We start from the raw sequence: 13,919 nt of genomic DNA, 5'->3' as shown, positions 1-13,919 counted from the left end.
CTCACGGCCGTGCGCGCGGGTCTCTCCATGGGCCGGCGCACGGCCGCGTCAGGACGCGCGCTTGCGGCGCTCGACCAGTTCCAGAATCTTGTCGAGCCGCTCCAGCTCCACCACCTCGTCGTCCGTGATCTCCACACCGAGCCCCTTCTCCAGGGCGAGGGCGAACTCGACCGAGGCCAGGGAGTCCAGGCCCAGATCCTCCAGCGTGGATTCCGGGGCGATCTGATCCTCGGAGACGTCGAAGTCGTTGGTGAGCAGGGACTTTACCGTTTCGTACACCGTTTCCTCCCGGGAGCGCAGTGTCGGTGGGCCGGCGCGGGGGCCCGCGCCGCGGGAACCTCACCCGCGATAGGTGTGCACCGCGAGGGCCGTCACGTCCGGCCAGGTCAGCGCCGCCGCCCCCCAGGCGAGCCCGCCGCCGAACGCCGCGAGCAGCACCCGGTCGCGCGGACGCAGTTTCCCCTCCGACGCGGAGTCGGCGAGCAGCAGCGGCAGGGACGCGGCGGCCGTGTTGCCGACGCGCTCGATGTTGGACAGGACCCGGTCGTGCGGGATGCCCAGCTCATCGGCGACGGCCTCGCTGATGCGGGCGTTGGCCTGATGGGTGGCCAGGCGATCCACGTCCGCGACGGCCCAGTTGGAGCGCTCCAGCACCTCGAGTGCCGACTGGGTCATGCGCTCCTTGGCGTGCCGGTAGACCTTTCGTCCCTGCATCTGCAGGTGGTGGTCGCTCGCGCCCGGAGCCGTGCCCGCGGAGCGCTGCCGGGCGCCGCCGGCGGGGATCTGGATCAGGTCGCTGTGCGTGCCGTCGCTGCCGAGCCGGATCGGACCGATGGCCCCCGGCTCGTCCGGGTCCCCGGCGCGCAGCACGACGGCACCGGCGGCGTCGCCGAAGATGACGGCCGTGTTCCGGTCCTCCGGGTCGACGATGGTGGAGAACGTCTCGGCACCGATGACGAGGACGTGCTCGGCGAAGCCCGCGGCGATCGCCCCGACCCCGGCCGACAGCGCGTACAGGAACCCGGCGCAGACGGCGGCGACGTCGTGCGCGGCGACCGGACCGAGCCCGAGTGCCGACGCGACCTCGGGGGCGGTGGCCGGGCAGAGGCGGTCCGGGGTCGCCGTCGCGAGGACGACGGCGTCCACACTGTCGCGGCCCGCCGACTTCAGGGCCAGCTTCCCCGCCTCGACGGCCAGTTCGCGCGTGGCCGTGCCCGGCGGGACGATGTGCCGCTCGGCGATGCCGGTGCGGCTGCGGATCCACTCGTCGGTGGTGTCCAGGCGGGCCTCCAGCTCGGCGTTGGTGACCGTGCCGGGCGGTACCCAGCCGGCGACGCCCGTCAGTACGGCCGCGCGGGTCCTGTGGGTGTCCATGTCCGTGGCCCTCACGCCTTCCCCAGCAGAATCGCGCTGCTGACCATGCCGACGGTGTAGTTGAAGGACAGCGCGTGGTCGACCCGCAGCGGCCGGGCGATGCCGCCCGGTACCGGGTCGAAGAGACAGGCGTCGTCCGGGTCGACGCAGCCCGCCGTCGGGAACACCGCGTCGCGCTGGATCATCAGGGACGTGGCCGCCACGCCGAGGTTGCCGAGCGGCCCGCCGTTGTGCCCGAAACAGGCTTCCTGCACGGTGACGGGCAGCCGGGCCGCGCGCTCGCCGAAGAGGCTGTGCACGATGTTCGACTCCGTCTCGTGGAAGACGCGGTCGCCCTCGGCACCGCCGTTGACGTAGTCGATCTGGTCCGGTTCGACGAGGCCCGCCATGGCGTCCCGCGCCGCCTGGACCATGCCGGTCCCCGAGCGGTCGATGGCGAAGGCGCTGTGCTGCGGGCTGCGCCGGGTGCGCTGCGCCAGCATCCGGGCGTAGGGGGTCGCGCCGCGCCGCTCGGCGTGCGCGCGGCTCTCCACGACGATCGTGATGGAGCCGCTGCCCATGTTGGAGCCCGGTGAGTTCTTGTCGTACGGACGCATCAGCGCGCCCATGGCCAGGGCCGCGTCCTCCATGGCGTCGACGGTGACGCCCTCTTCGGCGCTCAGCTCGGCGTAGCGGTCGAGCAGGTCGGCGTAGTGCCGCAGGAAGTCCAGGCCGAACACGTCGGCGCCGGTGACGACGGCGACGTCCACCTCGCCGCTCGCGATCATCCGGTGCGCCATGCCGAGCAACACGGCGGAGGACGTACAGCCGTTGGAGACGGTGAAGTTGGGGCCGGTCCCGGCCACGACGGACACCTGGACGTTGGCCACGTCCATCGGGATGCCCGTGAGGGCGAGGCGGGTGCCGAGTTCGTTGATCTCGTCCTTGGTGGCCGTGGCGCGGTCGGTGCGGAGAATGTCGGCGTACTGGGCCGACCAGCAGTCGCCACCGTCGCGGGCCGCGAGGATCGCCGCCCGGGACAGCGCGCCCGAACGCCAGTCGAGTCCGGCGTCGCCGCACGCCTCCGCCATGGAGATCAGGCCGAGCAACTGCACGGGGGAATAGAGTTTAAGTGCCTTGACGGGGAGTTCGGGATAACGCTCCTTCACATCCGCGATATCGGTGCGTACTTGACCGAAGAAGACACCGTCGTTTTCCACATGGCAGGCGCCGGTGGAGACGATGTCCAGGAATTCCGCGGAAGTCGCGCACAGTCCGCCAGGGCCGGGCAGGGCGAATCCCATGCCCGTGATCAATGTGTCGCGACCGGGATCCTGCTGCTGGTCCGCCATGAGACTCCCTGTGTTGCGTGCCGCTGTCGACAGGTCGCCCGCACGCAGCGGGCGCAGGCTGGTGCCCCGTGCTGTGCCGGTGACGGCTGCCGACGTTAGGGCGGTGACCGGCCGGAGCGTAACCGGCCACCGGTACCCGGTTCGTGCGCGCTACAGGTATCAGTGGTACCGATATCAATAATTGGTACTTCAAGTACCGGAGGTGAATTCTCCCGGGTACCTGTGGACCGATGTCGGGCGAAGGGCCGCCGGATAGTTTTCCCGGCATGGCTGAACTGGCTGGATCCGCTGCACGGAAAGACCGCGGGGGCTCGGTACTGGTAACCGGTATCGGCGTCATGCTCCCCGGCGCGACCCACGTCAATGAATTCTGGCAGGACGTGCGCGACGGCAATTCCCGGATCGGCCGTCTGACCCGCGTCGATCCGGGCCGGGCCGGCGTCCACGCGGCCGGCGAGCTGCGCGACTTCGATCACCGGAAGTTCCTGCCGGAGCTGAGCGAGAAATTCGCGGGCCGGTACACGCGGGACGCACTGGTGACCATGTCCGCCGTGGAGGAGGCCCGCCGCGACGCGGGGCTCGGGTCCGACGACATCGACCCGCGGCGCCTGTCCCTCATCGCCTCGTCCTCACGCGGACCCCTGGAGTGGGTCAACGAGGCGCTGCGCGGGGACGACGACGGGGCCCAAGAGGCGGGCGGCGCGGACCACTTCGGCGACAGCGGCGCCATGCTGCGCGGCATGCCCGGCGCCCCGGCCACGCTGTCCGCCATCTACGGCGACGTACGCGGGTTCGTCACCACGCTGAGCAGCGCCTGCGTGGGCGGGCACCACGCCATCGGCTTCGCCGCCGACCTGATCCGCGCGGGCATCGCCGACGCCGTGGTCGTGGTGGGCTACGAATTCCCCCTGACACCCCTGGTGTTCCAGTCCTTCCGGGCGATGGGCAACCGCGTCCTGTCGACCGAGTCGGACGACCCCCGGCGCGCGATCCGCCCCTACACCCGTGACCGCGAGGGCTTCGCCTTCGGCGAGGGCGCCGTCGCCCTGTGCCTGGAGCGGGAGAGCCACGCCCGGGCGCGCGGCGCCGGGGGCTACGCCCGGTTCCTGTCCCACCGGGCGCTGAACGAGGCCACCCACCCCTTCGGCATGGACATGAGCGGGCAGGTCACCGCCTCGGCCGTCGCCGGCGCACTGGAGGACGCGGGCCGGACCCCGCGGGACGTCGACTGGTTCTGCGCGCACGGCACCGCGACTCCGAAGAACGACGTGGCGGAGAGCCGGATGCTCGGCGCGCTGTACGAGGGCCGGCCGCGGTCCGCCTGGCCGCCCCTCAGCTCCGTCAAGCCCGTCTACGGCCACCTGTTGGGAGCGGCCGCGCTGGTGAACGCGGCCGCCACCGCACTGGCCCTGCACCACCAGTGCCTGTGCTCGACCGCCAACTACGCGGGCGCCGTACCCGACCCGGAGTGCGACCACGACCACGTCGCGGAGGGCCCCCGCGCGACCCGCGCGGATCTCGCGGTGTCCCTGGCGTTCGCCATCGGCAGCCAGACCTCGGTGCTCGCCCTGGGCGCCGCGTGACCGGTGGCCGGCCCCCGCGGACCGAACCCCTGAAGGAGACCATGACCACGCACAGCGGCACCGCGCCCCGCCCCGTCGTCGTCCCCGATGTCGACTCCCTGGTGTCCCGGTACGTGACCCCGGGCATGCATCTGCACCTGGCGATGACCATGGCGCGGCCCAACGCCATGGTCTACGCGCTGGCGCGGCAGTTCGCGGGCCGGGGCGAGTTCACCGTCAGCACGTCGGCGACGCACACGGCGATGCACGCGCTGACCATGTCCGGCGCCGTCAAGCACCTGATCACCTGCTTCCTCGGCGACACCTACCCCACGCCGCGGCCCAATCCGCTCTACCGCGACCTGGCCCGCGGCACCCCGTTCACCTGCGAGCTGTGGTCCCTGCTCAGCTTCACGCAGCGCCTGATGGCCGGGGCCACCGGACTGCCGTACGCCGTGACGTCCTCCCTCGTCGGCAGCGACCTGGAGCGGGGGCTCACCGACGGCGGCCGCGACGGGCGGCCGGAAGCGGCGGGCCAGGGGGCGCGGCTCGGCCCGAAGTTCCTGCGGATGACCGCCCCGGCGGCCGGGGACCGCCCGTTCGCCCTCGTCGAGCGGCTGCGACCGGACCTCACCCTGGTGCACGGCGCCTGCGCGGACCGGCGCGGCAACGTCGTGCTCGTGCCGCCCGCGGGCGAGGGCGCCTGGGCCGCGTACGCCGCCGACAAGGGGGTGATCGCCTCGGTGGAACGCATCGTGCCGGACGACTTCGTCGACGAGCACCCGGAGCTGGTCGTCGTCCCCGGGCAGCGCGTGCTCGCCCTGTGCGAGGCGCCGCTCGGCGCGCACCCGCAGTCGCTGCGCGGCCTCGGCACCGGCGACGAGACCGGCGACGTGGTGGGCTACCGCGACGACTACGCCTTCCTCACCGAGCTGGTCGAGCGGCTTTCCACCGAGGACGGCGCCAAGGAGTGGTACCGCGAGTGGGTGGAGGAGCCCGCCGGGCACGCGCAGTACGTGCGCAAACTGGGCAGCGCCCGGCGCGCCGAACTCACCCTCGCCGCCCGGCCGCTCACCGCGCGCGCGACCACGGCTCCGCCGCCCCTCCCCGCTGCCGCGGCGACGGTCGCCGAGCCCGTGACGCGCCAGGAGCGGACCGTCGTCCTCGGGGCCCGCGCCATCGTCGAACGGGTCACGAGCGACGGCTACGACACCCTGCTCGCCGGCATCGGCGTGTCCCACCTGGCGGCCTGGCTGGCCGCGGCGCTCCTGCGCGGGCGGGGCATCCAGGTGCCGGTCTGCGCCGAACTCGGCTTCTACGGCATGGACCCCGAGCCCGGTGACGTCTTCCTGTTCAGCCAGCTGCACGCCACCCGCTCCCAGCAGCTCGCCGGCATCCCGGAGATCCTCGGCGGCATGGTGTCGGCGAACCCACGCTGCCTCGGTGTCCTCGCGGCCGGCGAGGTCGACGCGGACGGCAACGTCAACACCAGCCTGCTGGCCGACGGCCGGTGGCTGACCGGCTCCGGCGGCGCCAACGACATCGCCACGAGCACCGATTGCCTGGTGCTGTCCACGGCATCCCCGCGCAAGTTCGTCGAGCGGGTCGCCTACGTCACCAGTCCCGGTGCCAGGGTGCGCGAAGTGGTCAGCCACTTCGGGCGGTTCCGGCGCGAGGAGGGCGGGGGCACACCGGGGCCCTTCCGCCTCGCCACCTGGCTGGCGGGCGCCGACGACGGCCCGGCCTCTCCCGAGGAGGCCGTGGCGTCGCTGACCCGGTGGTCCGTGAGCACCGCGGGCTGCACCGCGGAACCGGACGTCACCGAGGCGGAGATCGCCTGGCTTCGCAGTCTCGATCCGCAGGGTTTCTACAGGTGAGGAGCACGGTGTGAGCGGTGGCATCTGGATGGGCCGCGGCCTGTCCTTCAGGGGCTTTGGCCGCTACTTCCCACGGCACAGCGAGGAGATTCCCGCGGACCTGCCGGAGGCGCCCGAGATGGAGGCGGCGGTCCTCGGACCCGACCTCGGCGTGGAACGGCGGCATCTGTCCGACGACACGGAGACCGTGCCGTTCATGGCCGTCGAGGCCGGACGGCACGCGCTGCGCAACGCCGGCCTGGAGGCCGACGACCTCGACCTGGTGGTCTTCTCGTCCTGGTCACAACGCCGGTACGCGCCCGAGGACGCGCCCAGGATCGCGATGCGGCTCGGCGCCGGACGGGCCCTGGCCTTCGACGTCTGCGCGGCCTGCGTCGGCTTCGTGCACTCCGTGCAGACGGCCGCCGCGATGCTGACCAGCCATCAGTGGCGGCGCGCCCTCGTGGTCTGTTCCGACCAGTTCTCGCGGCGGCTCAAGCCCGGCCGGCGCGGATCGTACGTCGGCGGGGACGGGGCGGGCGCGGCGGTCCTGGAGGCGGGGCCGCCGGACGACTCCCGGCTGCGTGACTCCGTCGTGCTGAGCTACGGCGAGCACGCGGGCGTCTCCAAGGCCCGGGGCAGCGACGGGTGGACGGTCAGCCTGCCCTCGATCGCGCAGGTGGCGGCGGCGACCGCGGGCGAGGCCACGGACCAGGTGCTGCGGCGCAACGGCATGACGATGGCCGACGTGGACCGGATCGTGCCGCATCCGGGCTCGGCGCGGATCAGCGAGGAGCTGGTGCGGCGCATCGGCGCCGATCCCGAACGGGTCCTGACGAACCTGCGCACGCGTGGCCAGACGACCAGCGCGACGATCCCGAGCGCCCTGTCGGAGTTCACCGAGTCCGGCGAACTGCGCAAGGGCGACGTGATCCTGTCGCCCGCGGCCGGCGCGGGCTGGTTCTCCGGAGCCCTGCTGTACCAGCTGTGACGCACGGGCGCACCAGCGAACAACACGACCGGTACGCGAGGAAAGGACCTCCCCCCATGTCCGAAACCCAGTCACCGTTCGACGGCGGCGGCCCGCCGGTCGTGCTCAGCGGTGTCGGTCACTACTTCCCGGGCGAGCCGGTCACCAACGACCACTTCGCCCGCCTGCCCGGCCTCGACGCGGACGACGCGTGGATACGCAAGCACACGGGCGTACGGACCCGTCACTGGGCCGGTCCCGAGGAGCGGTTCGCCGAGATGGGCGTCAAGGCGGCCCGGCAGGCCCTCGACGACGCGGGCCTCGACATCTCCGACGTGGACGTGATCGTCGGCACCAGCGCGACCGCGCGGCCACGCGCCAACCCGTCCTCGATCGGCAACAACTACATGGACATCTCCCTGCCGGTGCAGCGGCAGTTGGGCGCCCGGGACGCGTTCTGCTTCGACGTGACAGCCGTGGCCTGCGCCGGGTTCCTGTACGCGAGTGTGGTGGCCCGCGGGCTGCTCGCGACGACGGGCGCCAGGACCGCCCTCGTGGTGTGCGCCGAGAGCCCGCGCGCCATCCTGAACTTCGGGTTCAAGAACTCCGCCCTCTTCGGCGCGGGCGCGGCGGCGGCGGTCTGGCGACGCGGCGAGTCCGTGGGCGGCGGCGCCGACGGACTGCCCACCCGCAGCGGGTTGGTCGACGTGGTCCTGCGCGCCGACGGCGGCTACTACGACGCCTTCGACATCGATGAGAACGACAAGATGGTGATGCGCGGGGGAGTGCTCTCCGAGGTCACGCCCGACATGCTCGTCGAAGCCGGCCAGACGGTCCTCAAACGCAATGGCCTGACCCCGGAACAGATTTCCTGGTGCGTTCCCCATCAGGCCAACACCAATCTCCTGCACCCGATGGCGGACCGCCTCGGAATTCCCCGGGAACGCATGCTCCTGAACCTTCCGTGGCGCGGCAACACATCGAGCGTGGGAATGCCGAGCGCACTCTCCGAATACGTACGCGACGGCACGGTGAAACCCGGCGAACTGCTCCTCGGCGTGAGTATCGGGCGTGGTCTCAGCTGGGGTGCCATGGTTTTCCGCTACCAGTGAACCGCCGTACCGCCGTACGTCACCGCCATTCCCGCACGCCATCCGAGAACGAGAGGTGAACGGTCTTGTCCGATTCCAGGAACGCGCTGGTGACCGGGGGCACCCGGGGCCTGGGCCTGGCCGTCGGCCGGATGCTGGCGGCGCGGGGGTGGCGCACCACGGTCCTCGGCCTCGACCCCGGCCGCCTCGAGAAGGTGCGGGCCATGGCCGCGGCCGAGGGCCTCGACCTGCGGGCGGTGCGCGCCGATGTCACCTCGGAGGAGTCGGTTCGGGAGGTCTTCGCCGAGCTGACGGAGGATCAGCCGCTGCACCTGTGCGTGAACAACGCGGGCCGCAACCTCTCCCGGCTCCTGGTGCGGAAGCCGCAGGACGGGGGAGGCGCCGAGCTGCTCACGCATCCGCTCGACGACTGGGAGCAGACGCTGCGGCTGTGCCTGACGGGCGTGTTCCTCGTCGGGCGTGAGGCCGCCGCGAGCATGGTGCGGCACGAGGTGCCGGGCGCCATCGTCAATGTCTCCTCCGGCCTCGCGGCGGGCGCCTACGGGCAGTCCGCGTACACCGCCGCGAAAGCGGGTGTGGAGGCGCTGACCCGCACCTGGTCCTACGAGCTCGGCCCCTACGGGATCAGGGTGGCGGCCGTCGCGCCGGGCGTCATGGACGGCGAGGCACTGCGGGAGAAGAGCACGGCCTTTCCGCGGCACGCCCGCTATATGGACGGCCTGAAGCGCTTTGTTCCGCTGGGCCGCTGGCGCGCGGAGGAAGAGATAGCGGACGCCGTGTGCTTCGCCGCGGAAAACCCCTATGTCACGGGCTCGGTGATTCGCGTCGACGGCGGCGGACCGCCCGGCTGGGTGCCGTGACCGAAAGCCGGGCGAACAGCGGTCATGAGCGGGGTACTTCAAGTACCCGCGACCTGAATCATCGAGTACTGGAGGCCAGATGCAGTCGAATGCCGACGCCACTAGTTTTTCGTCCATGACGACTGGGCGCCACGGCATCTGGGAAGACGCCGGAATACGCTTCACCGGATTCGGCCATTATTTCGGCTCGGAGGAGATACACAACCAGGGCGTCGACGACGCGACGACGAGCGTCGTGGAGGACCGCGTCATCGGCGGAGTCGGCGTACGCACCCGCTACCGGGCGAGCGACCGGGAAACCCCCGTGTTCATGGCCGCGGAGGCATCCCGGCAGGCGCTGGAACGGGCCGGGACCGACGCCGACGACATTGACGTCGTTGTCGTCAGCCACTGGACGGACCGCAACTACGTGCACGAAGTGGGCGCGCTGACCGCGGCGGAGCTCGGCATGAAGGGCTCCATGGCCTTCGAAGTCTGCGGCTCCTGCGCCGGGTTCATCCAGGCGGTGCACACGGCGGCGTCGTTCCTGACCTCCCCGACCGGCTACCGCAAGGCGCTGGTGGCGACCACCGAGCGCGTCACCCGGCGGGTGCGGCCGGGCTCGAAGGGCTCGATGCTCGTTTCCGACGGCGCCGGCGCCTGCGTGCTCGAAGCGACCCCCGGCGGCTCGCCCGGCCTGATCGATTCCGTGTTCCACACCGACGGCAGCCTCGCCAACATGTCCGCGGCGAGCGGGGAGAAGGGGTGGGTCAAGAGCCACCCCGACCTCAACGACGTGGCCCTCGCGCACATCGCCGACACCGTGGAGGAGATCCTCGGCCGCAACAAGCTGACCATCGGGGACATCGACTGGCTCATCCCACACTCGGGCACCGAGCCGCTGGCCAAGGGCATCCAGCACAACCTGGGCGCGGACCCGGCGCGCGTGCTGACCAACCTCGCCTTCCGCGGCAACGTCTCCAGCGCCTCCATCCCCACCACCGTGTCCGAGCTGCGGGAACGCGGCGTCGTCAAACCCGGCGACCTGGTGCTCTCCCCCTCCATCGGCGGCGGGGTCTGGTGCTGGGGCAGCCTCCTGTACCGGATCTGAGCGAAGGGGCCGAGCGGTGACCACGACCAAGAGCCCCCGGGACGCACTCGTCACCGGCATGGGCTTCTGTCTGCCGGGGCGCGTGGCGCCGACGGCGACACCCGACCAGTTCTGGACGGCCGTCGCGCACGGCGGCTCGTTCCTCGCGCAGGACGACGGCACCTACTTCGGCAGTGTGCCCCTCGACCCGCAGTCCGTCGTCGACCGGCTGCCGGAGATCCCGCCGCGCTTCGTCGCGAAGTACTCCGACATCCATCTGTACGGGCTGCTCGCCCTGCTCGAAGCCTGCGAGGACGCCGCTCTCGACTGGCGTACGGGCGCGCTGCGCGAGGCCGCGGTGCTCGCGGGCAGGAACGCCACGGCCGACGCCATCGTCGACACCTACCTGCCGGTGCTGCTCGCCGACACCCGGCACATCAGCCCGCGCGAGGCCCGCTCCGTGCTGTTCCGCAACGTCCTCAACGCGGTGATGTCGGACGTCGAGACCACCCAGGCGGGCCTCGTGGGCGCCACCGGCCCCAGCTACACGCTGTCCTGCGGATGCGCCTCGTCCGCCGTACTGATCGGCAACGCGGCCCGCATGATCGCGGCGGGCGAGACGGACATCGCGGTCGTCACCGGCGCCGACTACTGGCGCGAGAGCCGCCTGCGCCAGTACGCCGAACTCGAGGCACGCTCGGTGACCGGAACCGAACCGCAGACCGCCACCCTCATCGACGAACCCATGCGCCCCTACGACGAGCGGGCGGCCGGCCTCAACTACGGCAACGGCGCCGCCACGCTGATCCTGGAGAGCCGCGAGCACGCCCGGCGCAGGGGAGCGCGGACCTACGGCCAAATCCTCGGCCAGACCACCACGCGCAACGCCCAGCCGAACCTGGCCCTCGACACCGGGGGCGCCGGGGCGGTGCGCGCCGCGCGCTCCTGCATGGCGGGCCTCGCCTCGCCCGACGAGATCGACTACGTCAACGGCGCCGCGACCGGCGACCGGGCGTTCAACCTCATGGAGGGCAACATCATGCCCGCGATCTTCGGAGAGCGGACGGCCCAGCTGCCCGTCACCGTTCAAGAGGCCGTGTTCGGGCACAGCGGGGCACCGCTCGGCGTGATCGGCGTGGCCGCCACGCTCCAGATGATGCGCCACGGCCGCATCGCCCCGACCGCCAACTGCGAGAAGCCCGCCGACGTGTGCACCTTCGACCCGGTGCCCGGCACGGAGGGCCGACCCGCGCGCCTCGACCTGGCCCTCAGCCTCAACTACACGATCGGCTCCGTGGCCAGTGCCATTCTCGTGGGAGGCTCCGATGACTGAGCACACCCGGGCCCCGCAGCACACGGAGGCCGCCGGGCCGCTCCTGGAGACGGAGTCCCTCGCCCCCGTCGGCCGCCGCGTCCTGCTGGAATCCACGCCCGGCGCCGCCCACACCCGCGCGGTCGAGGACGCCTGGGAGCGCCACGGCTTCCACGTCACCGCCGTCAACGGCGCGGACACGCCCGAACCCCCGGACGTGTACTGCGTCGTGGCCCTCGGCAACGAGGCGCTCGGCGGCCGCACCTGGACACCGCTGCGCCGCGCCCATGTGGCCCGCGTCCTGGAGGCCATGGTCCGCCGCGGCGACGGCCGTGCCGTCCTGGTCACCGACGCCGGACCGCACGTCCACGACGACGCGGAGCCGGAGTGCGCGGCGGAGCGGGCGGCCGACCACGCCTGGTGGCAGCACCTGGCCAAGTGGTGCGCCGTCCGGGGGGTGCTCGCCAACACCGTACGCGTCGGATACGCGCCGTTCCTCGGGCACGAGCTCACCGACGAGGCCGCGGGCGAACTGCTCCGCCACCTCGTCACCCGCCGCCCCGTCGCACCGCGGGAACTGGCGGCGGCGCTGCGCCTGCTGGCCTCACGCGGCTTCGGCAACATCGCGGGCGAGACGCTGCCCCTGGACGGCGGGCTCGACGCGGGCATCGTGCCCATGCCGTCGGCCCGCCCGCCGCGGCCCGGAGCGACCGCCGACGCGGCGGACGACCCGCAGGCGCCCGACCCGTTCCGGCTGACCGGGCGCGTCGCCCTCATCACCGGCGCGAGCAGCGGCATCGGCGCGAGCATCGCGCGGGAGTGCGCGGCCCGCGGCGCCGACGTCGTCCTCGTCGCACGTCGCCGCCCCGAGCTGGAGAAGCTCGCCGCCGAGGTCCGTGAACTGGGCCGCAGGGCCTGGGTGGTGACCGCCGACCTGTCCGACCCCGCGCGGGCGGCCGGCCTGGTGCACGAGGCGTGGGAGCGCACCGGAGGCGTCGACGCCCTCGTCTACGCCGCGGGCGCCGTCTCCTTCGACGGCGCCGGTGACAACTCCGCCAACCGGCAGCGGCTCCTCGCCCTCAACTCGCTGTCGTACGCCGGTACGTGCGACGCGCTGCTCAAGCACTGGGCGGCGTCCGGCCGGGGCGGCGCCGTGGCCGCCGTCTCCTCGCTGGCCGCGGTGAGCGCGCCGGTGGCGAACCTGGCGAGCTACGGCCTCAGCAAGGCGGCGACCGCCCAGTTCACCAGCCACTTCGCCACCTCGGCGGCCCGGTTCAAGGTGCGGGCCAACAGCGTGCTCCCGGGCTTCGTCCGCACCCCGATGACGGACGTCACCAACCCCGCCTTCCTGGACGCGACCAACCGGCTCGTGCCCACCGGCCGGATGAGCGAGCCCACCGAGGTCGCGGCGCTCGTCTGCTACCTCATCAGCCCCGCGGCGGCCGGGCTGACCGGCGCCCAGCTGCGCGTGGACGGCGGCGGCCACTGCCTGGCCGGGCTGCCGAACCTGGACCCAACCCAGCACCCCCTCGAGGAAGGAACCCGGCTGTGACGCCCTCCGTGCCGCGCCCCCGCCCCACCGTGCCGGAAGGAGACCACAGGTGACCGAGGACAGGCCCCTCAAGGGCAAGGTGGCGCTGGTCGCCGGCGCCTCGTCCGGCATCGGGGCGAGCATCGCCCGCACCCTGGCCCAGGCGGGCGCATCGGTCGCGCTCGTCGCCCGCCGCAAGGAACAACTGGCCTCGGTGGAGCAGGACGTGGCCGGTCATGAGGTGCCCACCGTCACGCTCGTCGCCGACCTGGCGGCCGACGGCGCCCCCAAGGACATGGTGGCCGCCGCCGAGCGGGCCCTCGGGCCCGTCGACATCCTGGTGAACAACGCCGCTCTGGCGCGCACCGGGCCCATCCACGACACCCACCCCCGCCACTGGCGGCACGCCTTCCACCTCAACCTGGACGTGCCGTTCCTGCTCGCCCGGTCCGTGCTGCCGGGGATGCGCGAACGCGGCCACGGCTGGATCGTCAACATCAGCTCCGAGGGCAGCCTGCTGCAGGCCGACTGGTCGGCCCCGTACTCCATCACCAAGCGCGCCCTGAACGCGCTGACCGCGCAAGTGGACCTGGAGAACCGGCACTTGGGGGTGCGCGCCATCGCCGTGCTGCCCGGCTGGGTGCGCACCGACCTGGCCCAGGACCCCGAGACCCTCGGCGTGGAGGTCAGGGACCTCCTGGACCCCGCGGACATCGCCGACGTCGTGCTGTGGGCCATCACCCGCCCGCCGGCGGTCAGCATCGGCCCGCTGATACCCGTACGCCCCGTCAGCAGGAACGCGCAGACCCTGGTCAACTGGGAGCAGTACCTGCGGACGCTGCGCCATTACGACGCCTCCGGCGGTCACATGGTCGACGTGCCCGGGATCCCTGAATGACGGGCGCCACGACCGCGTCCGGCCCGGCCGCGGCGGCGTCTGAA

12 protein-coding genes are annotated in these 13,919 nt (G+C 72.5%); 9 read left to right on the top strand and 3 right to left on the bottom strand.

Going from position 1 to position 13,919, the window contains the following annotated elements:
* Nucleotides 1-48: 48 nt before the first annotated feature.
* Genes STRAU_RS12485 through STRAU_RS12475 form a run of 3 tightly spaced genes read right to left on the bottom strand, consistent with a single transcriptional unit; the run spans nucleotide 49 to nucleotide 2,705 of the window.
* On the bottom strand, nucleotides 49-279 hold the full coding sequence (locus tag STRAU_RS12485; protein WP_016640658.1) for an acyl carrier protein: 231 nt from the start codon (nucleotides 277-279) through the stop codon (nucleotides 49-51).
* A 60-nt stretch (nucleotides 280-339) separates the two neighbouring features.
* Nucleotides 340-1,374 (bottom strand): beta-ketoacyl-ACP synthase 3, encoded by a 1,035-nt coding sequence (locus STRAU_RS12480; protein ID WP_016640657.1) that lies wholly within the window; start codon nucleotides 1,372-1,374, stop codon nucleotides 340-342.
* An 11-nt stretch (nucleotides 1,375-1,385) separates the two neighbouring features.
* Nucleotides 1,386-2,705, bottom strand: a complete 1,320-nt coding sequence (locus STRAU_RS12475) for a beta-ketoacyl synthase N-terminal-like domain-containing protein (RefSeq protein WP_016640656.1) — start codon at nucleotides 2,703-2,705, stop codon at nucleotides 1,386-1,388.
* A 266-nt stretch (nucleotides 2,706-2,971) separates the two neighbouring features.
* Here STRAU_RS12475 and STRAU_RS12470 point away from each other — a divergent pair, with 266 nt between their 5' ends.
* From STRAU_RS12470 to STRAU_RS12430, 9 genes are all read left to right on the top strand, one after another.
* Nucleotides 2,972-4,288, top strand: a complete 1,317-nt coding sequence (locus STRAU_RS12470) for a beta-ketoacyl-[acyl-carrier-protein] synthase family protein (protein ID WP_063890344.1) — start codon at nucleotides 2,972-2,974, stop codon at nucleotides 4,286-4,288.
* A gap of 41 nt (nucleotides 4,289-4,329) precedes the next feature.
* Entirely contained in the window at nucleotides 4,330-6,144 is a 1,815-nt protein-coding gene (locus tag STRAU_RS12465) for a CoA-transferase (RefSeq protein ID WP_052029058.1), read from the top strand.
* A gap of 10 nt (nucleotides 6,145-6,154) precedes the next feature.
* Entirely contained in the window at nucleotides 6,155-7,114 is a 960-nt protein-coding gene (locus STRAU_RS12460; RefSeq protein WP_016640653.1) for a ketoacyl-ACP synthase III, read from the top strand.
* A 56-nt stretch (nucleotides 7,115-7,170) separates the two neighbouring features.
* Complete coding sequence (locus tag STRAU_RS12455) at nucleotides 7,171-8,205, top strand: 3-oxoacyl-ACP synthase III family protein (protein WP_016640652.1); 1,035 nt, start codon at nucleotides 7,171-7,173, stop codon at nucleotides 8,203-8,205.
* A gap of 65 nt (nucleotides 8,206-8,270) precedes the next feature.
* Nucleotides 8,271-9,065 (top strand): SDR family NAD(P)-dependent oxidoreductase, encoded by a 795-nt coding sequence (locus STRAU_RS12450; RefSeq protein WP_016640651.1) that lies wholly within the window; start codon nucleotides 8,271-8,273, stop codon nucleotides 9,063-9,065.
* Between the two features lie 115 nt (nucleotides 9,066-9,180).
* The gene (locus tag STRAU_RS12445) at nucleotides 9,181-10,155 is read left to right on the top strand and encodes a 3-oxoacyl-[acyl-carrier-protein] synthase III C-terminal domain-containing protein (RefSeq protein ID WP_016640650.1); all 975 of its coding nucleotides are present in this window, start codon (nucleotides 9,181-9,183) and stop codon (nucleotides 10,153-10,155) included.
* Nucleotides 10,156-10,171: 16 nt separating this feature from the next.
* Nucleotides 10,172-11,467 (top strand): beta-ketoacyl-[acyl-carrier-protein] synthase family protein, encoded by a 1,296-nt coding sequence (locus tag STRAU_RS12440; RefSeq protein WP_016640649.1) that lies wholly within the window; start codon nucleotides 10,172-10,174, stop codon nucleotides 11,465-11,467.
* Nucleotides 11,460-12,998: an SDR family NAD(P)-dependent oxidoreductase gene (locus STRAU_RS38985; RefSeq protein WP_016640648.1), complete on the top strand. Its 1,539-nt coding sequence runs from the start codon at nucleotides 11,460-11,462 to the stop codon at nucleotides 12,996-12,998. Before STRAU_RS12440 ends, STRAU_RS38985 begins: the two co-directional genes overlap by 8 nt.
* Before the next feature lie 49 nt (nucleotides 12,999-13,047).
* Entirely contained in the window at nucleotides 13,048-13,875 is an 828-nt protein-coding gene (locus STRAU_RS12430; protein ID WP_016640647.1) for an SDR family oxidoreductase, read from the top strand.
* Nucleotides 13,876-13,919: the final 44 nt, after the last annotated feature.

Origin of the sequence: Streptomyces aurantiacus JA 4570, from assembly GCF_000414115.1 — a bacterium.
Classification (GTDB): domain Bacteria; phylum Actinomycetota; class Actinomycetes; order Streptomycetales; family Streptomycetaceae; genus Streptomyces; species Streptomyces aurantiacus_A.
The sequence above is the reverse complement of the archived record's forward strand: the minus strand, read 5'-3'. Positions and strand labels throughout refer to the sequence as shown.